Raw genomic sequence first — 22,280 nt, 5'->3', positions numbered from 1 at the left:
CGGTCGACGTGATGGATCAGGCTTCTTTGAAGGCCTTCATCCGCTGCAGATGATGCGAGATATTTTTGAACTTATGAGTCTCGCGCTCATCCCACACGATGTCGTAATAGTTCTTCAATTCACGTTCAGTGTCCCGATTATCGCGCACTTCATCCTGAACGGAAAGGATACACAGGCAGTTTCCTGAATTTTTCTTACGAAATTCAGTTACACACTTGGTACCGATATCGTCATATTCTTCCGGCCGGTCGATCTTGCCCTGCATGTTCTCTTCCGGATGGAGGTTGGGGTTGAAGATCACCTGGCGAATACCGCACAGAAAGCCGATCCGCTCGCTCCAGTAGCCACCAAGACCCACGCCGCAGATCAGCGGTTTGGGATCGGTACTCATATCGAGCTGTTTTTTCACTTCCTTGAGCAGATGGCTCATATCATGACGGGGGTGAACCGTGCTGTAGTGCACGAAACGCACATCATCATCAATAAACTGCAACTGCAGCACTTTCTCGTGATTGCCTGGGCTGGTGGCATCAAAGCCATGCAGATAGATGATCATGGATAAGACCTCAGGATCTGTGTCGGTTTTATCGAAACTACCCCAGCGGCGGCCCCGTGCGCCACCAAAACATCCAACTTTCTTGCTTTGGATCACGCCCCCGCCCCCGATTGTGCCCTACGGCCCGCGAGCGGCGTCACATGCAGAGGGGCGCATTGCGAGCAACGTTATGGTGCCCGGCTATCAAAGTGAGATCGCCAGACCGATAATGATAAACCCCTTACCAATCTGAGATGCCCTCACCTCCTTCCCCTGCCAGCAGCCGGACACTTATCTGGCCGGTATGTGACTCATCCCGCAAAAACAAGGCGTTATCACCAAACGTTTTCTCTCGTGAGCGGCGTTGTGCATGTTTTGTGCACTGACCCGTGCTGCACCGGATCCCTCTCACTACTGCCGAGGGATCTGGCACCTCTGTCAATACACGAGATCAATGACCGGGAAAGCTGCGGCTTTCACTATCTTGCCTGTAGCAGTTGCGCGGGCTTCAAGGAGTGATCTGTTCATGAACGAGACCAATCCCCCCTCCCCCCGACCGGGTGTGCGCAAGCGCCCGGTGGATGAAGTGGAGCGCATGCTCCCCATGGGCCAACTCTTTACCCTGGGCCTGCAACATGTGCTGGTGATGTACGCCGGCGCCGTGGCGGTGCCATTGGTGATTGGCGGCAGTCTGGGGCTGCCCAAGGATCAAATCTCCTACCTCATCAGTTCGGATCTCTTCTGCTGCGGCATCGTCACCCTACTGCAATGTGTCGGGATTGGCCGCTTTGCCGGGATCCGGCTGCCGGTCATCATGTCGGTCACCTTTGCCGCCGTGATGCCCATGCTGGCCATCGGAGCCAACCCGGATCTGGGGCTGACGGGCATCTTCGGCGCCACCATCGCCGCCGGTATCATCTCGACCCTGCTGGTGCCGCTGATAGGTAGGCTGATGCCGCTCTTCCCCACCGTAGTAACCGGGGTGGTTATCACCTCCATCGGGATCAGCATCATGCAGGTGGGGATCGACTGGATGGCGGGGGGCAAGGGCAATCCGGAATATGGCAGCCTGCGCTATATCGGCACCAGCTTTCTGGTGCTCGTCTTTATCCTGCTGGTGACCCGCTTCACCAAGGGCTTTTTCAGCAATATCTCGGTGCTGCTCGGGATCATCTTCGGTTTCGTGGTGGCCATCGCCATGGGCGAAGTGAGCCTAGATGGCCTCGGCGAGGCAGCTTGGTTTGCCCCCATAGTGCCCTTCGCCTTCGGCTGGCCCACCTTCGATCCCATCTCCATCGCCACTCTGACGGTGATCATGCTCATCACCTTTATCGAGTCGATGGGGATGTTTCTGGCCCTTGGCGACATCGTCGGCCATCCGGCCAGGCGCGGTGATATCGTACGCGGGCTGCGGGTGGATGGCATCGGCACCATTATTGGTGGGATATTCAACAGCTTCCCCCACACCTCCTTCTCCCAGAATATCGGCCTGGTGAGCGTGACCGGGGTATCGAGTCGCTGGGTCTGCGTGATGTCGGGGGGGATCCTGCTCGCCTTTGGCCTCATCCCCAAGATGTCGGTGCTGGTCGCCTCCATCCCGCCCTTCGTGCTGGGGGGCGCCGGTATCGTCATGTTCGGTATGGTGCTGGCAACCGGCATTCGCATCCTGGCGCGCACCGATTACAACAGCAACCGCCACAACCTCTATATCGTCGCCATCAGTCTCGGAATTGGCATGATCCCGACGGTCTCCGGGAATTTTTTCCAGCAGCTTCCGGCGCAGATACAACCGCTTTTTCATAGCGGTATCCTGCTGGCCACCATCAGCTCGGTGCTGCTCAACCTCTTCTTCAACGGCTATCAGCCAGATCTGACTCACCAGACCCGTCCACTGCTCGTTGGCCCCATCAAACCGCAACAAAAGCAGGCATAACAAACAGGCCCCCGGACAGCGAGACTGTCCGGGGGCCTGTTGTTCATATCACCGCAGACCCAATCAGGCAGGCAACTGCGTGAAGCGCTCTACCGCCTGCGCTACTTGTGCCAGACTCCCCTGCCAGAAGGCGGCCTCACGGATATCCTGCCCCAGATGCTTGGCTACCAGATCTTCGGCGCTCATCCGGCCGGTATCGCGCAACAAGGCGCGATAGGCCTCGGCCACGCCCTCTTCCCCCGCCGCCTTGCGGCTCATCAACTGCTGATAGACCCCGAGGCTGAACAGATAACCGAACAGATAGGGGTAGTTGTAAAAGCCCAGCCCCGCGATGGAGAAGTGCGCCTTGGCCGCCCAGAACATGGGGTGATAGCGGGTCAGGCTCCCCTCATACCAGCGTCCCCACGCCTCGTCAGTCAACGCCTTGAGCCGCTCTGCCGACACATAACCCTGCGCCCGCTCGGCCACCAAGGCCTGCTCGAAATCGAAGCGAGCCGGGATATTGACCAGGAAGGTGGCCGCGCCGTCGGCCTCGGCCCAGATGATGGCCAGCTGCTCTTCCGGGCTTTGCGCCTGCTCGAACAGGGCGCTGCGCACCAGGGTTTCGGCGAAGATGGAGGCGGTCTCCGCCAGCGTCATGGGGTAGCTGCGCTGACTCATCGGCAGATCGCGGATCACCCAGTTGTGCCAGGCGTGACCCAGCTCATGGGCCAGTGTAATGACGTTGTCCATGGTACCGGCATAGGTAACGAAGACCCGCGGTTCGACCGGTTCAGCAAACTTGGTGCAGTAGGCGCCGGTGCGGCGATTTGGCGTGGGGGCCGCATCAATCCAACCCTTCTCGGCCATCATGCGGGCAAATGCACCCATCTCGGGATCGAATCGGCTAAAGGCATCGGCAATCAGCGCGATCGCCTCATCAAAAGGAATGTCGCGGCTGCTGGAAGCAGGCGGCGGCGCAAAGAGATCCTCCGGCCCCAGATCGTCGAGACCAAGGCGCTCGGCCATCAGCTCCAGCGCCCGCTGACCCAACCCACGGGCTCGCCAGGTTTCGCTCATCAGGGCATCGAGGGTGGCGCGCTCGATATGGCTCTGGTGGCAGGAGAGATCCAGCGCATCGAGCACACGGGTTTTGCCGCGCTGACGGGCCAGCTCCAGCCGCCAGCCGTTGAGGGCATTGAGGATAGCAGCAACCGTCTCCTGCTCACCTTCCCAACCGGCGCTGATGGCATCAAAGGCTTCTAAACGCAGCGCACGCACCGGACTGGAGAGCAGATTGCTCGCCTCGGCCAGCCCCATCTCGCGGCCATCAATAGTTAACCGGATCTTGCCCACCAGATCGTTGTAGAGGTTGCCCCAGGCGTGCAGACCATCGGTGCCCAGACCAATCACCAGCTGCTCCGCCGCCACCGGCAGGCGCTGATCCTGCAAACGACGCTCATGGCCCAAGCGGTACGCCTCCTCGCCGAGCAGCGGATCACTCATCAGCGCGGCGAATTTCTCTTCCGGCAACGCCAGCATCAGATCTTCCACCGGCGCCAGGGTCTTGAACAGATCGACGTTGAGGGCGCGGGCACGGGACGCCAGCTGTTTGGCCTGCGGATCCCGCGCATCCTGACTGCCGCGGCACGCGGCCAGAATGGCGACGTTCCAGCCGATATGGCGAATATCACGGGCGCGCAGCCGCACTTCCCGCAAGAAATCCAGCAGCGCAGCGTCAGCGTCGCGCACCCCGTCCAGACCCGCCATATAGCTGGCCAGCTCTTCCAGCGCGTGGCGGGCGGCGCGCATGTCCGCTTCCAGCTCGGTGCTGTCGAGGCCCGGGTAGATATGGTCGTTATTCCACTGTTGTTGATACATAGCTTCTCGCAAAGGCCTTTATCGGGAGGTGCAACAGACCTGCGGGCAGCAAGTCAGAGACCGAGCATCCCACTGGCCAAAAAATGAAGAGAGGAAAAAGAGAAATGGCCCGCAAGCTCGCTTATCCCTTGGCCGGGGCAAGACGGCTCACCAGCGTCATCACGGCAACCAGCAGCAGACCCGCCACCACACCGGCCACGGCGTTGAGCAGCGTCGGTGTCACCGCCGCCAGTACGGCCCCTACTGTGGGCAGGGTGGCGACAACTGCGGCTGCGCCTTCAATCAGGTGATGGGCAAAAGGCCAGCCATGCACCAGAATGCCACCGCCCACCATAAACATGGCGATGGTTCCGACCAGTGCCAGCAGGTGCATCAGGCGGGGCGCCGTCACCAGCAGTCCCTGCCCCACCGCGCGGCGCAGGGCGCTGCCATCGGGCTTTTGCAGCAGATGCAGACCGATGTCATCGAGCTTGACGATCAGCCCCACCAACCCGTAGACCCCGATGGTCATCAGCAGGGCGATGCCCGCCACTACCGAGAGCTGCAGCGCAATGCTCGCCCCCTGCACCGTGCCAAGGGCGATGACGATGATCTCGGCAGAGAGAATAAAATCGGTGCGGATCGCTCCCTTTACCTTCTGCTGCTCGAAGGCCACCAGATCATCAGGAATGGGGGCTGTATGTGCCTCACCTTCACTCACTTCATGAGGCAGGAACTTGTGGGCCAGCTTCTCGGCCCCCTCAAAGCAGAGGTAGGCGCCTCCCAGCATCAAGAGTGGCGTGATAAGCCAGGGCACCAGCGCACTGATGGCGATGGCGGCGGGCACCAGAATCAGCTTGTTGCGAAATGAGCCCTTGGCCACCGCCCACACCACCGGCAGCTCCCGCTCGGCGCGCACCCCGGAGACCTGCTCCGCGTTGAGGGCGAGATCGTCGCCCAACACCCCGGCGGTCTTCTTGGCCGCCACCTTGGTCATCAGCGCCACGTCATCAAGCACGCTGGCGATATCGTCGAGCAGGGCCAACAAACTGGTTCCAGCCATATCAAAGATCCCTTATATCAGTGAGAAACGTCTTCCCGAAAAATGTCTCGCGCTTGTTCACCACGACCTTGGTCATCAGCGCCACGTCATCAAGCTCGCTGGCGATATCATCGAGCAGGGCCAACAAACTGGTTCCGGCCATATCAAAGATTCCTTATATCTGTGAGAACAACCCCGGGAGAGAGGTGTACGTCCCGATAACCACCAGGGTCAACAGGACCACCTCATGGCGATCGCAGGCCATCATCGGCCGCGCCAAGAATCCGGCGCTCACCATCGGGGGTTACGTCTTGCGGGCAAAAGATGGCACAGTGTAACGAGAAGCCGCCGTTTCGGCAGCCCCCCTGAGCCATTTGTTCCTGGTTCCCTCTGAATCACCTCAAGGAGTTCCCATGCAACCCTGGCAACCTCTGCTCGATTTCTGGTTTGGCGACGAAGCCGATGATGTCCTGCGGGCCACACGGCAAGCCCCCCTCTGGTGGGGGAAAAGCAGCGAAACGGATGCCCTGCTGGCCAAGCAATTTGGCGCGCAAGCAGAGGCGGCCGCCAACGGGGAGCTGGCCGACTGGGCCGATCTGCACCACGGCAGGCTGGCGCTGATCCTGCTGCTCGACCAGCTGCCCCGCAATATCCATCGCGGCACGCCTGCGGCCTTTGCCCAGGATCCGCTGGCCCGGGATCTCTGCCTGAAAGGGCTATCCATCGGGGCGGACAAATCCCTCTCGCCACTGGAGCGGGTCTTTTTCTATCTGCCGCTGGAGCATGCCGAATCCCGCGAACAGCAGGCCAGAAGTGTGGCCCTGTTCGAGGCACTGGCTGCCGAGCAGGCTGGCACACCGGCGCAGGCGACCTTCGCGGGCTTTGCCGACTTTGCACGCCGCCATCAGGTGATCATCGAACGCTTTGGCCGCTTCCCCCACCGCAACGACATACTGGGTCGCACCAGCACACCGGAAGAGGCGGCATTTTTGCAGCAACCGGGCTCAGGCTTCTAAGCAAGCCATATAAAAAATCCCCGCCAGCTGGCGGGGATAGCAGATGGATAACAACCGTCGACGTTACTGAATGCGGTAGCGGGATATCTGCTGGTGGATGCTCTCTGTGGTGACATTGAGCTCCTCGGCGGCGGCTGAGGTCTCTTCCGCTGTGCTGCTGGTTTGCTGCACGACCTGAGCAATCTGCTCTACCTGATGGGCAATCGACTCGGCGGCCGAACTCTGCTCGCGGATGGCATTGGTGATCTCGCCCACCTGATCCATCACCCGGTGCGACGCACTGCGGATCTCGGCAATAATGGCGCCACTCTCGGTCGCCATGGTGACCCCCTGACTCACCTTCTCCTCCACCAGATGCATGCGGGAGACCGTATTGTTCGACTCCTGCTGGATCGCCTCTACAGTGGCGGAGATCTCCTGGGTGGATTGTGCCGTCCGCTCCGCCAGTTTGCGCACCTCATCCGCCACCACCGCAAAGCCACGGCCGGACTCCCCGGCCCTCGCCGCTTCAATGGCCGCGTTCAAGGCCAGCAAGTTGGTCTGCCCCGCCACATCACGGATCACGTTGACCACACCGCCAATGCGCGAAATGCCCTCACCCAGCGCAATGACCTCGGCCGAGGCCTGCCGAATGGAGTCGGCGATCTCGTTGATGGCATGAACGGTGCGCTCGATGGTCCGGCCCCCCTCGGTCGCCAGCTGCCCCGACTCATTGGTGATACGGCTCGTCTCTTGGGTACGCTGGGAGATATCTGTGATGCTGACCGTCATCTCTTCCACACCGGCGGCTATCAGACTGGTGGCATCATTGGCCTGATTAGCCGAGCTGGCCAAGTGTTGCGCTGCCTGAGAGAGGGATTCGGCAGTGCTCTTGATCTGCAAGCTGCCGACGGAAAATTCGGTAAATGTCTGTTGCAGCGTATCGAGCAGCCGGTTGACCGCATTGAGGGTCAGGCCAATCTCATCCTGCTGTTTCACATCAGCTCTCAGGGTAAAGTTGAGGTCACGCTGGATCCGGGTCAGGGTATCCATGGCGGTGCGAAGGGGATTGGCCACCTGATTGAACAACCAGACAAACAGCCCCATCGTCAGCACGGTGGCACCACCGGCGATCAACAACAGGGTTTGCAGGCTGTTGTCGTAGTTCTCCTGGCCCTGCTTCTTGAGCGCCAGTCCCAAATCTATATTGAAGTTGACGTGAAGCTCGATTGCCTTGGCAAATTGCTTGAACAGTCCGTATGCCTCTCCCGCCAGCATGTCTCTGGCTTCATCATTCTTGTTTTGGCGGGAGAGCTGCAGAACCTTGTCTATCTCCTGATAATATTGCGCGACTATGCGTTGATCATCGTCAGTCAGGCGCCGATCTTCATCATTGGAGAGCATCTCTGCCTTATATTTGTCGAGCAGCGAATTGATCTGTCCCCGTATCTCGGTGATACCCGTTTCAATCTGCTGCATCCTGCTTGAGTCGGTATTGAGCACATGTGTTTGTACCAGCGAGTGCAATTCATAGAAATCGGCCTGCACTTCCTTAATCAGCGAAATACTGGGCACCGTATTGTCCGTCACATAGCTCAAATCACGGTTGCCTGCCCCAAGGCGGTTGATACTGAACCAGCTGAGAAAAATGAGCGCAAGGATAACCAGCAGGGCTATCAGTTGCAGTCGGCGAGCAATATTCATAACCGTACACTCCAGATGGAAACTATCTAGCAGTGTAGACGAGCCATAAACAACAACGGCCCGCATTGGCGGGCCGTTGTTGTTTATTTTTCATGGCGTTGTGATCAGGCTTTGGCTGGCTCACTCTCGCCCAGCGCGACGGTTTCACCCAGACTGTCTTCGGTCTTGGCGACCACGCTGGCGGCGATGGCGTTGCCCAGCACGTTGGTGGCTGAACGGCCCATGTCGAGGAAGTGGTCGATCCCCAGCAGCAGCAGGATGCCCGCTTCCGGAATATGGAACTGGTTCAGGGTAGCGGCAATCACCACCAGAGAGGCGCGCGGTACCCCGGCCATCCCCTTGGAGGTGACCATCAACAGCAGCAGCATGGTGATCTGCTGGGCCATGGAGAGCTCGATGCCATACGCCTGGGCGATGAACATCACCGCGAAGGTGCAGTACATCATGGAGCCGTCGAGGTTGAAGGAGTACCCCATCGGCAGCACGAAGCTGGCGATGCGCTTGTCACAACCGAACTTCTCCAGACGATCCAGGGTCTTCGGATAGGCCGCTTCAGAACTGGCAGTCGAGAAGGCGAGCAGGATAGGCTCGCGGATCATCGCCAACAGCTTGATGACGCGACCACGCAGGAAGACGCTGCCCATGGCGATCAGCAGCAGCCAGAGGCAGGCCAGCGCGATGTAGAACTGGGCCATAAAGCTGCCGTAGGTGACCAGAATACCCAGCCCCTCTTTGGCCACCATGGCGGCGATGGCACCAAACACCGCGAACGGCGCAAAGTTCATCACGTAGCCGGTCACTTTCAGCATGATCTCGGCAGCGCTGGCCATCAGCACCACTACCGGCTTGGCCAGATCGCCGAGCGCGGCGGCAGCCAGACCGAAGAAGAGGGAGAAGACCACGATCTGCAGGATCTCGTTGGTGGCCATCGCCTCGACCACGCTCTTGGGGATGGCGTGGGTCACAAAATCTTTCAGGGTAATGGCACCGGCAGCAATACCCGAGCTGGCGGTGTCATTGGGCAGGGATAGTGAAAGACCCACACCCGGCTGCATCAGGGTCACCATCACCAGACCCAGGCTCAGGGACATCAGGGAGGCCAGCATGAACCAGCCGAGGGTCTTGGCACCGATACGACCCACGGTGCGGGTGTCGCCCATCTTGGCGATACCGACCACCAGGGTGGTGAAGACCAGGGGAGCGATGATCATCTTGATCAGGCGCAGGAAGATATCGGTCAGGATCGTGATGTTATTGGCGAAATCCGCAGCCTGATCTGCGGCAAACATCCGATAGCCCTGGCCGGTGAGGATGCCAAACATCATGGAGATGAGGATGGCGACCGTCAGTTTATTCATTTTCATGGGGGAGTCCCGGTTTTGATTGGTGCAAGCCGTAAACAGTGGCGTGGGAGCCACTACAGTCCGTTTTTGTGATCCGAGCCGTTGATTCCTGGCGGCTGGTATGCTGGGAGAATGCCTAAAAGCAGGGGGTAAATCTAGAGGCTTTCTCCAGAATTTTATCCTGCCATTAGGTGTATGTGATATGAATCTTGCAAACCACCAATATTAATCACTGTTTATTTTGATTTCGGCGAGATATTTCGCACTCAGAGTTCGCTCATCGAGTGCCCGTGGCAACAGGCGAAAAGTGAGCAGCGCCGAGATGGTATGCTGCACCTGCATCTGGGCCATAAAGAGATCCGGTTCATCCTCGTCAAAGCCGAAGATCGGCCGTGATGGGGACACCCTGACGGCATCGCGGTTAATGGTCAGCTCATCGACCTTGAGCCAGGAGTAACCCTCTGCCAGTGCCAGCTCCCCTGCCCGCTTGAGCACATATTTGCGGGCGGTCTCCCTGTCCACCAGATCGTTGCCGACAAACTCCAGTTGCCACTTGTCCGGGCCAAGCCGGGTCTGGGAAAAACCGGTCTGGCCGTTCCAGAATGACTTTTCACTCTCGTAAGGGGTGGCGCAGCCCAGCAGCAGCAGGGTGAGCATCAGCAGACAACAGGGTTTAGATACGGATGCAGACACGAGAGGCCTCGCCAGGCAAATGAGCAACAGAGTCGTTACTACACCATAAAGCGCGGTGGCTGCACAATCCGCTCGCGCCAACAGCGACCAGCGTGCATCACTACTGGCTTCGCGCCTGTGCGGCAAATCGCAGGCAAAAGAAAAGGCCTTGTCGTTTGACAAGGCCTTTACCGGGGAATTTGGTCGGTGTGAGAGGATTCGAACCTCCGACCCTCTACACCCCATGCAGATGCGCTACCTGGCTGCGCTACACACCGACGGAGTCAGCTCGGCTGACGGGGGCAGAGTTTATGGAGATGACCCTGCCCTGTCAACAGGGAAACGCCGCCAATTCCTCGGCCACGGTGCGTTCGCCTGCTTTGCGAACAATCAACGGTTAAAGGTCAGCCGCTTGCCCAGGATCTGGTCAGTCACCTGCCCGTTTTGCCAGGCGATCTGGCCGTTCACCAGCGTCATCTCCACCGTGCTGTGGAAGCGGTAGCCGTTGAAGGGCGACCAGCCACAGTGGTAGAGGATGTTGTCATCGTTGACCACATAGGGCTTGCCCAGATCCAGCAGCACCAGATCGGCGAAGTAGCCCTCGCGGATATAACCGCGATCCTGCACCTGGAAGCGCTCGGCCACCGCGTGGGAGGTCTTCTTGACGATAGTCTCCAGGGTAAACACGCCGTTGTGGTAGAGCTCCAGCAGCGCCTGCAAAGAGTGCTGCACCAACGGTACGCCAGACGGCGCCTTGAAGTAGCTGTTCTGCTTCTCTTCCCAGGTGTGGGGCGCGTGGTCGGTGGCGATGATGTCGAGCACATCGTTGCGTACCGCATCCAGCAGCGCCTGCTGGTCGGCAGCACTCTTCACCGCAGGGTTGCACTTGATCAGGCTGCCCTGGGTCTCGTAATCGGCTTCATTGAAGAAGAGGTGGTGAACGCACACCTCAGCGGTGATGTTCTTGTCTTTCAACTCGCTCAGATCGTGGCTGGCGGTAAACAGCGACAGCTCCTTGGCCGAGGTCAGATGCAGCACGTGCAGCTTGGCACCGTATTTTTTCGCCAGCGCCACCGCCATGCTGGAGGATTTGTAGCACGCTTCGTCGCTGCGAATGCGGCCGTGCTCGCCCATCGGCACATTCTCGCCCCACTTGGCCCGCGCCGCCTCTTCGGCCTTGGCGATGGTCGGAGTGTCTTCGCAGTGGGTCACGATCATCACCGGACTTTCGCGGAAGATGGCCGCCAGGGTCTCCTGATTGTCCACCAGCATGTTGCCGGTCGAGGAGCCCATAAACACCTTGACCCCGCAGGACTGCTTGGGGTCGAGACGCTTGATCTCTTCAAGGTTGTCGTTGGTGGCACCGAGATAGAAGCTGTAGTTGGCGACGGAGGAGTTGGCGGCGATCTGGTATTTGGCTTCGAGGGCGTCGAGGGTGGTGGTCTGGGGATTGACGTTGGGCATTTCCATGAAACTGGTGGTGCCACCGGCGACGGCGGCGCGGGATTCGCTGGCGATAGTCCCCTTGTGGGTCAATCCCGGCTCCCGGAAGTGGACCTGATCATCGATCATTCCGGGGATGAGATGGCGACCTGCGGCATCGATAACCAGCGCATCGGGCGCCTCGAGATCCGGGGCGATGCGGGCAATCCGTTCCCCCTCGATCAACACATCGGAGGCATAGATACGGCCTTCGTTGACCAGGGTGGCATTCTTGATAAGCAGTTTGTTCATGGGGGGTTCCAGTTCCTTTGCCGATAATCGCGGGTCATAATAGCGCAAAACTGCCCTTTCTCTGTAGCAAGGCCTGACTGATGAAGTTATTTGTAAGAGATTTGACCGTGATCGACTCCAGCTACCTGTGCGAACGCCGCGGCATGGTGGGCGAGAGCTGGCTGGTAGATATCGAAATGAGCGGTGAGCTCAACGAAATGAGCATGCTGCTGGATTTTGGCCGGGTAAAGAAGCTGATCAAGTCGATCATCGATGAAGAGGTGGACCACAAGCTGCTGGTGCCGACCGAGTGCCCGCTGATCCACGTCGAGACACTGGATGGTGACGAAAGCACAGTGGATCTGCTGCGCCCGGGTCGCTCCATCCATCTGCGCTGCCCATCCCAGGGCTTTGCCTTTATCCCTGCCCCGCAAGTTGATAAAGAGTCGGTGACCCGCTACCTGCTGGCGGTGCTGGCCAAACGGCTGCCGGGCAATATCAAGGATCTCTCCCTGACCCTGCGTCAGGAGGCGATCACCGGTGCCTTCTACCACTACAGCCATGGCCTGAAAAAGCACGATGGCAACTGCCAGCGTATCGCCCACGGCCACCGCTCTCCCATCGAGATCCACGTCGATGGCGAGCGCGACCAAGAGCTTGAGCTCAACTGGGCCGAACGCTGGGGCGATATCTACCTTGGCACCGAGGAGGACAAGGTGGCGCTGACCGAGCTCGCTTTGAGCCCCCGCGCCAATGCCCAGCTTGGCGAGCATCACTGCGGCTTCAAATATGTGGCGCCGCAAGGGCTGTTCCAGCTGGCCATTCCCACCGCCGAGGTGGAGATGATCGACACCGACACCACGGTCGAGCTGCTGGCCTGCTACATCGCTCGCAAAGTGAAGAAGATGGTGGGCGACAAGTTCGTCAAGATTGTCGCCTATGAAGGGGTCGGCAAGGGTGCTATCGCCTACGCGTGATTTCTGCGTTGACTACCGCAATAACAAGGCCCCGCATCTGCGGGGCCTTCTCTTTATTTTTACATACAACCATCAGGCGCTGAGGCGGAAGCGCTTGACCAGGCTCTCCTGCTGCTCGGCAAGGGAGTCCAGCTGCTGGCTGGTCTCGGCTACCCGCTCAATCCCCTGATAGTTGAGATCCGAGATATCGGAGATGCGGTTGAGGTTGGTGGCGATATCGGCGCTGGTGGCCTGCTGCTGCTCGGCGGCAGAGGCAATCTGGCTCGACATGTCGCTGATCAGCACCACAATCCCCTGCACCTCCTCCATGGCGTTGTTGGCGTGAGAGCTCTGATCCACGCAGCTGTCCATCTCGCGAGAGCACTCCTGCATTACGGTCACTGCCTTGGCAACCCCCTGCTGCAGGTTCTCGATCATGGTCTGGATCTCGCTGGTGGACTGGGCGGTACGACCCGCCAAACTGCGCACCTCATCCGCCACCACCGCAAAGCCACGACCCTGCTCGCCGGCCCGCGCCGCTTCGATGGCAGCGTTGAGGGCCAGCAGGTTGGTCTGCTCGGCAATGCCGCGAATGACATCGAGGATATTGCCGATCTGGCTGCTCATGGCGCTCACATCACCAATCACCTTGCCGGTCTGTTGCAGCTTGCCCGCCAGTTGATGAGTGGTGGTGATATTGCCTGCCATCACCTTGCGTCCCATCTCGGAGGCCTTCTCCACATCCTGCACCCGCTCCAGGGTCTGGTTGGCAGCCTGCGCCACCTCCCGCACCGAGGCCTCCATCTGGGTCATGGCGGCGGCGACCGAGGCGGTCTCCTGCCGCTGTTTCTCCAGATCAGCCCGCACCGATTCGGTGGTGTGGCGATTGCCGTGGGCGGCATCGTTAAGCTGGGCAGACGCTTGTGAAAGCTGTGCCAGCACCTCCCCCATCTGGGCAATCAGCAGGTTAATCTGGCTGCCCAGCTGGCCGAATTCGTTCTTGCTCTGAAAACCGATGCGCTGGGTCATGTCGCCCTGGGTCACTTCGGTCAGCACCCGCAGCAACTCCCTGAGCGGACGGCGAATGGCCTTGCCGAGGGTATAAGCCACCAGCATGGCGATCAGAATGGCGACGACGATGCTGGTTCCCTGGGTCAAGGTGCTCTGGCTCTGTGTGGCTTTGGCGTGCTGAATGCTCTGACTCATCAGCTGCTGACTCTGGCCGGTGATCCGCTCAAGCTGGTTCTGGATCTCGACGATCAGGGCGCTTGCCTGCTTGCTCTTCTCCCGCATCTGTTCCTGCTGCTTCATCAGCGCCAGATATTGGGAGAGCACGCCTTCGCTTGCAGTGGTGTCGCGCACAAAGCCGTGAACATAGTGACCCATGTCGTTTTCGAAGTTCTTCAGCTCCCCCTGCAGATCCTTGATGGTGCTGTTGAACCCCTCGATCTGCATCTTGTTTCGCTTGAGCGCCCCTTCGATGGGGGCCGGAATGGTCTGATTGAGGGCGTCCATGGTGGAGAGTTCGATGGCGGAAAGCTTGGTGGTCAGGGTCTCGGAGAGCATCTTGATAAAGCTGTCGTCGATGGTGACCATCATGTCACCCAGACTCTTCTTGAACTGGGGCAGACTGACCTGAAACTGCCCCTTGGCCAGATTGACCTTGTGCAGTCGGGTGAGCAGCGCCTCGTGTTCGCCGGGCAGGGTATCGGTCAGTTGCAGGTAGCTGTCGACCTGCTGACTGAGGCTGCTCATCTCCCCTTGCAGTTCGGGGTGGTGGGCCACCTGCTGGCGCAAGACGTCGAGGCTCTTGCCCACCGCAGCCTTGGCCTGTTTCAGTTCGGCCACTTCGGCCGGCAGCTGTTTGGGATCCTGCTCGGTGAGCACATCCCCCAGCCACTTGTTGGCGCTGAGCAGGGTGATCTGGGTCTGACTGCTGGCAATCACCAGCGGCATAGACTGCTGGGTAACCTGCTCCAGTGCGTTCCCCAGGGTCTCCTGACTACGAAATGTGAGCAGTGAACTGGCCACCATCACGGCCACCAGGATCGCGAAGCCAAGGTAGACTCGCTGCAAGATGGAGAGATCCGACATTGTTTGTTTCATTATTGTCCCGCTGTATATGCAAAAGTCCCTTGCCTGAGTACCCCGTCCTTTTGATACCCTGCAGACCACCCTGAACAGGCGCTGCAGATGACGTCCCTCTGGCTATCGGTATTTTTAACAATAACTGAAGGGAATGGGACATCAGCTGTGTCAAATGTCGGCTTGTGTCACACTTGGCGTGCTGCTCGCCCCCCTTTCGGGAGCCGCTTGGGGTTCTAGTTCAATTTTCTGTTTCATATAAGGGAGTTAGCCATGGCGCAAGAAACCATTTTCAGCAAAATCATCCGTAAAGAGATCCCCGCCGACATCCTTTATCAAGACGATCTGGTCACCGCATTCCGGGATATCCAGCCCAAGGCCAAAACCCATATTCTGATCATCCCTAATGTGCTGATCCCCACCGTCAATGACGTGGAAGCCGAACATGAACTGGCCCTTGGCCGGATGTTCACCGTGGCCCGCAAGCTGGCAAGCGAGGCGGGCATCGCCGAAGATGGCTACCGCCTCATCATGAACTGCAACCGCCACGGCGGGCAGGAGGTCTACCACATCCACATGCATCTGGTCGGTGGCCAGCCGCTGGGACCGCTGCTCAGCCTGTAATGAATCGCAACGCCTCAACCTGCCGCAGCGCCCTGTTGCTCTGCGGCGCCCTGCTGTTGCTGGGAGGCTGTGCCTCCCGCTGGCAGGATATGTTCGTCTCCTACTCCGATCAGATGGTGCCCCTGCACAACCAGCTGCTGCTGGGCCATGCCGCCGATAGCTGCCTTCAGTGGGTGGACAATCAGGCCGAATACCGGCTAAGACACGGTCTGGATCAGGTGAGCAGTCAGCTCACCAACGATCAGTCGATGGCCTATCTCCCCCCCACGATTACTAATGACAAAAATGAGGTCTGTCACCATCCGGTTGACCAAGTCACCGTGGCTAAGAATTCTTGAAGGATTAAGAAAACATACTTAAAATGTATCTCACTGGGCCATATTGACGATCTGCATAACTAGGAATTTACAAGCAAAATTCAATAGATATCTTGCCAATAAGTATTTATAGACAAGTTGGCAGTCCACCAAAAAATTAATAATCGAGAAAATTATGGAAACAGTACATTCAATTGCCGAGCTGATTGAGCAACAGAAAGATGTAATTACATCATTAGAATATTCTGGAAAAATACTCAAATTTCTGACGAATTCGCCTTATCCACTAAAACGGGTTTGTACTTTAGAAGTTGCAGAACCAGAAACTATTGCCTGGTTAAATGCTATACCCTCAGATGAAGTATTATGGGATGTAGGAGCAAACATGGGTATATTCAGCTTATACGCTGCCATTATAAGAGGCATTCAGGTCTGTAGCTTTGAACCCGAGGCATCTAATTATTCCTTACTAACACGAAATATCCAATTAAATAATCTAGCCAACAAAGTAACAGCTCTGTGTTGTGGACTTAGCAATGAAAATAGCATTCGTACTTTATTCAAGTATTGTGACTTTGAATCCTCCGGAATCAATTCAGTAGGAGAAGAAGTTGACGCACATTTAAGACCAAAAAAATCACTTTCAAAACAAACCGTTATAACGTTTACTGGAGATGAGCTCGCGAACTCAAAAGGTTTTAGCTCTCCTCAGCATATTAAAATTGATGTGGATGGCATCGAGCACTTAATTATTTCCGGCTTGCACAACACACTCAAAAATAATTGTAAGTCTCTATTAGTGGAGCTAAACTTGACACTGTCAGAGCATAGAGAAGTAGTCGCTATTCTCCATGGACATGGATTTAAAACGCATTTACAATTAACTGAAGATACGAGAATAAAAAATGGGTACTGGAAAGATATGGTCAATATGATTTTCAGTAGAGATGATTCAATGCTAAAGGATATAGCACATAATTATTACGAATTTACAAAACAATCAACAGATTATCATGCTTATCAGCTCGCATTATCTGAAAATCGTAGTGAGCAATTCTATAAAACATCTCACCCGATACGACTCGAATGCATGAGGCGGAAATAAAACATGAAAAATCCAACAGCAATCCTTTGCGAGCAGTTTAGTAAATCCCTCTTACCAATGGGAGAAACTAAGTTACTTAATATGTTGGTTATCTGCGCTGCAGAGTATGCAACCCGCTCACCAAAGCGAAACCGAGAAAATCCGTTTATCGCAGCACCAAACTTGATAAAAAGTTTGCTTGATAGCAACTGCCAGATATTCGAAAAACTTTATTACTGCTTAGGAAATCATGAGTATTTGTCTAATATTTTTCAAAATACAGAGCAATGGTATAACGCCCCCCATATCTTGCCAGAACTTAACCAATACTTCCTGTACCCTACATCAAAAAATTCTGATGTTGAAGTTGTAAATCACAACCTTAAAATAACCCAACAACACATATTAGAGTATGAAAAAGCACTAGCTGATAATGACGTATACTGTGAAAAACATCCTAACGCAGTTTATCTTACAGACAGGGAAAAAGGCAGAATATGGGTCAAATCCTTTGAGAACGAAGGACGACGTCGGGCTTATTGGCTTAATTCAAATTCAGCCCCAGAGGTATTCTATCAATTAATGAATAGTACTTATTTAAAAAATATAGCAGAACGGCAAGCTAATGCACCTGCTTTTTGTGAATCTTTACTATGTGAAGAACTATCCACACCATTACTGTTCCATCATGGTAGGAATTGGCATATTGATAAATTGGCTGATCAGATAAAAATAATGATTCCCTTAGACACTATTAGCGAAGGCAACGGACCTTTACGCTGGCTTGAAGGTACAACACCAGATGCTCTTATTGGAAAACAAAAACCTCGATCTCATCTACACCATAGTTTTATTTACTCTGGCATGAAAACCACCATAGCAAATTTCCTTCCAACTAGTCTGACCACTACTTTAGCAAAAAAAGAATGTACTGCTTTAGCACAGCAAGACCAACTTATCTTGCTGAACACTCGCTGCATTCATAGCGGTAGTTTAACAGAAACGGGGAAAGTCAGAAAAACACTCACGCTAACATACAATATTAATAGCCTGAGAAATAATGCATTAAATAGTCTGCCGTGTTTTTACTAATTTAAGCACAAGTTTTCCATGTGCTGTTACAGAAAACTTTTCCCCAACGAAATTTCAGCATCAAGGATGAGCAACTTGTTGAAACTTGCCGTGAAATTGAAGCAGACTTTATAGACGGAAATATAGGCGATTACATATACAAAGAGCGATGTGCTGATCAATTAGCTGCTCCGGATAGTAGGTCACCGGAGGTAGGGAACTCAGTCCAGTTTGTGTGATCTCGGCGTTGTTTCCCAAATCAACCATCAAGCTGCACCTGCTCCAGCCCCAAGTGACCGCTAAACTCGGGGCTTTCTGACAGGTAGGCCAAGGGTATTCAGTTTGTTTATGGCGCTTACATACGCCATGACTTCTCCCACTTGGCCGTTGTAGTTACGCAGACGGATTTTCCCCGCCAGCAACTGCTTGAACCGATACATTGCCGTCTCTGCCAGCGAGCGACGGTGATACCCCGATATCTTCTTCCAGTGCGCCAGCCCTTCTTTGCGCATCACCAGCACGGTCTCATTTCTTGGATGCCCCTTTTTCCATAACCCCGCGCTCTTACGAGGCGGGATACAGGCTGTCGCCCTTTTGCGCGAGATAAGCTGATGACTAGCTTTGCTGTCATAGGCACCATCCGCATAAACACGTCCCAGTTTGCGCCGCAGTGGCTTGAGCAGAGTCGGCAACACCTCGACATCATGGACATTCTCCAGCGAGATTTCCGCAGCCACGATATCGTGGGTCACTGGGTCTACTGCCAGATGCAACGTGCGCCAGACTCGCCGTTTCTCGGCGCCGTGTTTTCTGACCTTCCACTCGCCTTCACCAAATACCTTTGTAGTGGTCTAATCATCCCAGACACCATTTTAGGTGGTACAGTCGCCACCATGACCTGAGGTGTTCAATGACAAGATTACGTCGCTCATTTACTGCCGAATTCAAACTCGAAGCCGCATCCCTGGTGCTCGACCTTGGATATTCTGTCCCTGAAGCCAGCCGTTCACTGGATGTCGGTGAAACAGTGCTCCGTCGCAGGGTTCAGCAACTGCAATCCGAACGCAGTGGCACAACCCCAACTAGTAAAGCGCTGACACCAGAACAGCAGAAAATTCAGGAGCTGGAAGCCCGCATCAACCGGCTCGAACGTGAAAAGGACTGTCTAGTCCTGAAATAGGTTTACACATTTTCAACTAGCATTTCTCTACTCAGAACCCCCTATGTACCGCATCGGGGGTTCTGTATTTCAACGCATGATGCGGCCGCTCTGCGTTGTAAATATCTACTGCTTCACGCACCATTTCCCGCGCTTGTGTCAAATCCTGCGGGCTTTGTAACAACAACTCTCCTTTCAAAATCCCGTTCACCCGCTCCGCCAACGCATTCTGGTAACAGTCATACCCATCCGTCATCGAGCATTTCACCCCGTACCGCTCATGTAATGACTGATACAGCCCCGAGCAATACTGCACGCCGCGGTCCGAGTGATGGATGAGTTCACCGCTGCCACGTCGTTGCTTCAGTGCTTTCTTGAACGCCATCGCCACCGACTTGGCGTGCATCCCTTCGTGCACGTGATGGCCCACTATCTTGCGTGAGTAGGCATCCGTCACCAGGCTCAGGTACAGCGGCCCGCTCCTGGCTGGCAGATAGGTGATATATGCGACCCAGACCTGCTCCGGGGCCACCGGCGTGACCTGCTCTGGCCCCGCCTTGAGCAAGTTGGGATGACGGTAGAAACGGTGAAAACTGTGGGTGGTCTTGTGATACGCCCGTCTGGGCAGCACCAGCAAGCGGTGCTCGGCCAATATCCGAAACAGCCTGTCACGCCCGACCTTGAGCCCGCCATCATCCTGACCCAGCAGCAGATAATGCAGCTTGCGGGTACCGACCCGAGGTTGTCGCAGTCGAACCTGACGCACAAAGCGCACCACCTGCAATCCCTGTGTATGGCGCTCGTCGGCGACACGATTGCGCTTGTAGTAAGCCTGCCGGCTTATCCCCAGAAACAGGCAAGCCCTGACAATGGTCAGCCTCTCGACTTGCCGCTGCGAGAGGACTTGCCGGGTCGCTTTTTTACGATGGAGATGTTTGTTATCCGCTTTGAAGCAGTATGTCCACTCCCTTTTGTGGGCAACTGTCCAAAGGTGAATACCATCTCCATACTCTGGTTAAGAATTGGCGCAGGGTGACCGCAACCCCGCAGCCCTGCGTTGTAGCTACTTGTATTGACTGAGAAAAAAGAGCTTGAAACAATTAAGCCAAGCAGATGCAGACTGGACATCAACTGTTTCATGATAATTCCGCCCTATATGCAAAAGTCCCTTGCCTGAGTACCCCGTCCTTTTGATACCCTGCAGACCACCCTGAACAGGCGCTGCAGATGACGTCCCTCTGGCTGTCGGTATTTTTAACAATAACTGAAGGGAATGGGACATCAGCTGTGTCAAATGTCGGCTTGTGTCACACTTGGCGTGCTGCTCGCCCCCCTTTCGGGAGCCGCTTGGGGTTCTAGTTCAATTTTCTGTTTCATATAAGGGAGTTAGCCATGGCGCAAGAAACCATTTTCAGCAAAATCATCCGTAAAGAGATCCCCGCCGACATCCTTTATCAAGACGATCTGGTCACCGCATTCCGGGATATCCAGCCCAAGGCCAAGACCCATATTCTGATCATCCCCAATGTGCTGATCCCCACCGTCAATGACGTGGAAGCCGAACATGAACTGGCCCTTGGCCGGATGTTCACCGTGGCCCGCAAACTGGCCGCCGAGGCTGGCATCGCCGAAGATGGCTACCGCCTCATCATGAACTGCAACCGCCACGGTGGGCAGGAGGTCTACCACATCCACATGCATCTGGTCGGTGGCCAGCCGCTGGGACCGCTGCTCAGCCTGTAATGAATCGCAACGCCTCAACCTGCCGCAGCGCCCTGTTGCTCTGCGGCGCCCTGCTGTTGCTGGGAGGCTGCGCCTCCCGCTGGCAGGATATGTTCGTCTCCTACTCCGATCAGATGGTGCCCCTGCGCAACCAGCTGCTGCTGGGCCATGCCGCCGAGGCGCTGCCCGAGGTGCGCGACTCCACCCTTGGGGATGACACCTTTGTGCTGGATCGGCTCGAACAGGGGCGCATTGCCTGGCTCGCCGGTCAGGATGCGGGCAGCAAGCAGGCGTTCACCGCCGCCGACAGCCGCCTTGAGTGGGAAGACAATCAGGCCGAATACCGGCTGAGCCACGGTCTGGATCAGGTGAGCAGTCTGCTCACCAACGATCAGTCGATGGCCTATCTCACTCCCGATTACGAACGCACCATGCTGCACCACTATCTGGCCCTCAACTACCTGCAACGGGGAGATGCCTATGGCGCCCTGGTGGAGGTACGCCGGGCCAATCAGGTGCAGGAGCAGGCCCTGAAACGACGAGCTGACGAGGTGCGCAAGGCGAAGGATGAGAGCGAAGAGGCCGAAGCAGAAGGCGAGATGCGCCAGCTGATGTCGCGCGGCGCACCGGATCTCGACCGGTTGATCGGCAAGGTCAAAAACGGTTTCCAGAACGCCTACACCTTCTATTTTTCCGCAGTGCTCTATGAGGCGGCCGGGGATCTCAACGATGCCTGGGTCGACTATCAGCGCGGCTACCAGATAGCGCCGGACAACCGCAGCCTGCAAGATGCCTTGCTGCGTCTGGCTGTGCTGCGTGGCGCGCCGGACGAGATCCGCGAAACAGAGAAAAAGGTGGGCCGCAAAGCACCATTACCAGCTAAAAATCAGGGCCAACTGGTGGTGCTGTTTGAAGATGGTTTGATCCCGGCGCGGCGCGAACTGTTCCTGCCGCTGCCCATCTCCACCTCTCGCGGCGATTTTCGTACCTTTACCGTGGCCATCCCCTATTACGATAATCGGGCCAGCGACACCGGCCCGCTGACGGTGGAAGTCGGCAAGCGGGTCGAGCAAACCAGCGAGCTGGTCAGGCTGGAAGCGCTGGCCGCCAAAGATCTGCAGGAGCGGCTGCCCGGCATGCTGACACGCCAGGCGCTGCGACTGGTGGCCAAGGAGCAGATGCGCCGCACCGCCGCCAAAGAGGGGGGGGATGTGGGCAATATTCTGGTGGGGATCTTCAACACCCTCTCCGAGCGGGCCGATACCCGCAGCTGGCTGACGCTGCCAGCTCAGGCATCGAGCTGGCAGGGAATAGTGCCGGCAGGTGACATCAATCTCACCCTGGGCGCGGGGGCAGCCCAGCGGCAATTGCCGCTCACCATCCACAAGGGACGCATCACCCTGGTCTGGGTACAGCGCCTCGGCGCCGGTCTGACCACCCGGGTGATGCCGCTCTGAGCCGATGGCAAAGAGATATGAGCAAGACC

18 protein-coding genes, 1 tRNA gene and 4 pseudogenes are annotated in these 22,280 nt (G+C 56.5%); 10 read left to right on the top strand and 13 right to left on the bottom strand.

Annotated features, from left to right (window positions below; all coding sequences use genetic code 11):
• Positions 1-16: 16 nt before the first annotated feature.
• The gene (gene ycfP, locus I6L34_RS18695; RefSeq protein ID WP_005334000.1) at positions 17-556 is read right to left on the bottom strand and encodes an alpha/beta hydrolase YcfP; all 540 of its coding nucleotides are present in this window, start codon (positions 554-556) and stop codon (positions 17-19) included.
• A gap of 505 nt (positions 557-1,061) precedes the next feature.
• On the opposite strand from ycfP, the gene I6L34_RS18690 reads away from it, so the two are divergent.
• Complete coding sequence (locus I6L34_RS18690; RefSeq protein WP_058056095.1) at positions 1,062-2,468, top strand: nucleobase:cation symporter-2 family protein; 1,407 nt, start codon at positions 1,062-1,064, stop codon at positions 2,466-2,468.
• Positions 2,469-2,531: 63 nt separating this feature from the next.
• Here I6L34_RS18690 and I6L34_RS18685 read toward each other — a convergent pair whose 3' ends face one another.
• The 3 genes from I6L34_RS18685 to I6L34_RS18675 form a co-directional block, all read right to left on the bottom strand.
• Positions 2,532-4,328 carry a M3 family oligoendopeptidase gene (locus I6L34_RS18685; protein ID WP_216955132.1) on the bottom strand — a complete coding sequence of 599 codons (1,797 nt, stop codon included), beginning with the start codon at positions 4,326-4,328 and terminating at the stop codon, positions 2,532-2,534.
• A gap of 121 nt (positions 4,329-4,449) precedes the next feature.
• Positions 4,450-5,370: a DUF808 domain-containing protein gene (locus I6L34_RS18680; protein WP_058058101.1), complete on the bottom strand. Its 921-nt coding sequence runs from the start codon at positions 5,368-5,370 to the stop codon at positions 4,450-4,452.
• Position 5,371: 1 nt separating this feature from the next.
• The gene (locus I6L34_RS18675; RefSeq protein WP_162838753.1) at positions 5,372-5,512 is read right to left on the bottom strand and encodes a hypothetical protein; all 141 of its coding nucleotides are present in this window, start codon (positions 5,510-5,512) and stop codon (positions 5,372-5,374) included.
• Positions 5,513-5,762: 250 nt separating this feature from the next.
• Here I6L34_RS18675 and I6L34_RS18670 point away from each other — a divergent pair, with 250 nt between their 5' ends.
• Positions 5,763-6,365 (top strand): DUF924 family protein, encoded by a 603-nt coding sequence (locus tag I6L34_RS18670; protein WP_058056092.1) that lies wholly within the window; start codon positions 5,763-5,765, stop codon positions 6,363-6,365.
• A 63-nt stretch (positions 6,366-6,428) separates the two neighbouring features.
• On the opposite strand, the gene I6L34_RS18665 is transcribed toward I6L34_RS18670, so the two are convergent.
• From I6L34_RS18665 to I6L34_RS18645, 5 genes are all read right to left on the bottom strand, one after another.
• Entirely contained in the window at positions 6,429-8,048 is a 1,620-nt protein-coding gene (locus tag I6L34_RS18665) for a methyl-accepting chemotaxis protein (protein ID WP_058056091.1), read from the bottom strand.
• A gap of 104 nt (positions 8,049-8,152) precedes the next feature.
• Complete coding sequence (locus tag I6L34_RS18660; protein WP_005334018.1) at positions 8,153-9,412, bottom strand: dicarboxylate/amino acid:cation symporter; 1,260 nt, start codon at positions 9,410-9,412, stop codon at positions 8,153-8,155.
• A gap of 204 nt (positions 9,413-9,616) precedes the next feature.
• Positions 9,617-10,048: a hypothetical protein gene (locus tag I6L34_RS18655; RefSeq protein ID WP_216956943.1), complete on the bottom strand. Its 432-nt coding sequence runs from the start codon at positions 10,046-10,048 to the stop codon at positions 9,617-9,619.
• A 216-nt stretch (positions 10,049-10,264) separates the two neighbouring features.
• A tRNA-Pro gene (locus tag I6L34_RS18650) sits at positions 10,265-10,341 on the bottom strand.
• Between the two features lie 112 nt (positions 10,342-10,453).
• Positions 10,454-11,797 (bottom strand): dihydroorotase, encoded by a 1,344-nt coding sequence (locus I6L34_RS18645; RefSeq protein ID WP_139432173.1) that lies wholly within the window; start codon positions 11,795-11,797, stop codon positions 10,454-10,456.
• A gap of 80 nt (positions 11,798-11,877) precedes the next feature.
• Here I6L34_RS18645 and I6L34_RS18640 point away from each other — a divergent pair, with 80 nt between their 5' ends.
• A complete protein-coding gene (locus I6L34_RS18640; RefSeq protein WP_216955131.1) occupies positions 11,878-12,753 on the top strand; it encodes a 6-carboxytetrahydropterin synthase in 876 nt (291 codons plus the stop codon).
• Positions 12,754-12,825: 72 nt separating this feature from the next.
• On the opposite strand, the gene I6L34_RS18635 is transcribed toward I6L34_RS18640, so the two are convergent.
• Positions 12,826-14,838, bottom strand: a complete 2,013-nt coding sequence (locus I6L34_RS18635; protein ID WP_005361571.1) for a methyl-accepting chemotaxis protein — start codon at positions 14,836-14,838, stop codon at positions 12,826-12,828.
• A 252-nt stretch (positions 14,839-15,090) separates the two neighbouring features.
• On the opposite strand from I6L34_RS18635, the gene hinT (I6L34_RS18630) reads away from it, so the two are divergent.
• The 4 genes and pseudogenes from hinT (I6L34_RS18630) to I6L34_RS18615 all read left to right on the top strand — a co-directional run bounded on the left by hinT (I6L34_RS18630) (position 15,091) and on the right by I6L34_RS18615 (position 17,934).
• Entirely contained in the window at positions 15,091-15,441 is a 351-nt protein-coding gene (gene hinT / locus I6L34_RS18630) for a purine nucleoside phosphoramidase (protein WP_021231009.1), read from the top strand.
• Positions 15,441-15,698: pseudogene (locus I6L34_RS18625) on the top strand (hypothetical protein); the annotation flags it as partial. The gene hinT (I6L34_RS18630) and the pseudogene I6L34_RS18625, both read left to right, overlap by 1 nt.
• Positions 15,699-15,933: 235 nt before the next feature.
• Positions 15,934-16,863: an FkbM family methyltransferase gene (locus I6L34_RS18620; protein WP_081042811.1), complete on the top strand. Its 930-nt coding sequence runs from the start codon at positions 15,934-15,936 to the stop codon at positions 16,861-16,863.
• 3 nt (positions 16,864-16,866) lie between these two features.
• Positions 16,867-17,934, top strand: coding sequence for a hypothetical protein (locus I6L34_RS18615; protein ID WP_146163479.1), 1,068 nt, complete (start codon positions 16,867-16,869; stop codon positions 17,932-17,934).
• A gap of 278 nt (positions 17,935-18,212) precedes the next feature.
• Here the strand turns inward: I6L34_RS18615 and I6L34_RS18610 are convergent.
• Positions 18,213-18,755 (bottom strand): annotated as a pseudogene (locus I6L34_RS18610) (IS5 family transposase); the annotation flags it as partial.
• A 68-nt stretch (positions 18,756-18,823) separates the two neighbouring features.
• Between I6L34_RS18610 and I6L34_RS18605 the strand changes: the two are divergent.
• Positions 18,824-19,075: pseudogene (locus I6L34_RS18605) on the top strand (transposase); the annotation flags it as partial.
• A 49-nt stretch (positions 19,076-19,124) separates the two neighbouring features.
• Here the strand turns inward: I6L34_RS18605 and I6L34_RS18600 are convergent.
• Both I6L34_RS18600 and I6L34_RS18595 read right to left on the bottom strand, forming a co-directional pair.
• Positions 19,125-19,994, bottom strand: a pseudogene (locus I6L34_RS18600) (IS3 family transposase); the annotation flags it as partial.
• Positions 19,946-20,212, bottom strand: a complete 267-nt coding sequence (locus I6L34_RS18595; RefSeq protein ID WP_152985349.1) for a hypothetical protein — start codon at positions 20,210-20,212, stop codon at positions 19,946-19,948. The gene I6L34_RS18595 and the pseudogene I6L34_RS18600, both read right to left, overlap by 49 nt.
• A 252-nt stretch (positions 20,213-20,464) precedes the next feature.
• On the opposite strand from I6L34_RS18595, the gene hinT (I6L34_RS18590) reads away from it, so the two are divergent.
• Together hinT (I6L34_RS18590) and I6L34_RS18585 are read left to right on the top strand one after the other, a co-directional pair.
• Positions 20,465-20,815, top strand: coding sequence for a purine nucleoside phosphoramidase (hinT, locus tag I6L34_RS18590; protein ID WP_005334033.1), 351 nt, complete (start codon positions 20,465-20,467; stop codon positions 20,813-20,815).
• Positions 20,815-22,251: a COG3014 family protein gene (locus tag I6L34_RS18585; RefSeq protein WP_058056084.1), complete on the top strand. Its 1,437-nt coding sequence runs from the start codon at positions 20,815-20,817 to the stop codon at positions 22,249-22,251. Before hinT (I6L34_RS18590) ends, I6L34_RS18585 begins: the two co-directional genes overlap by 1 nt.
• Positions 22,252-22,280 lie beyond the last annotated feature (29 nt).

The sequence above is a fragment of the Aeromonas sp. FDAARGOS 1404 genome, from assembly GCF_019047085.1.
Taxonomy (GTDB): domain Bacteria; phylum Pseudomonadota; class Gammaproteobacteria; order Enterobacterales; family Aeromonadaceae; genus Aeromonas; species Aeromonas veronii.
Note: the sequence above shows the minus strand (reverse complement) of the source record. Positions and strands in the feature narration are given on the sequence as shown.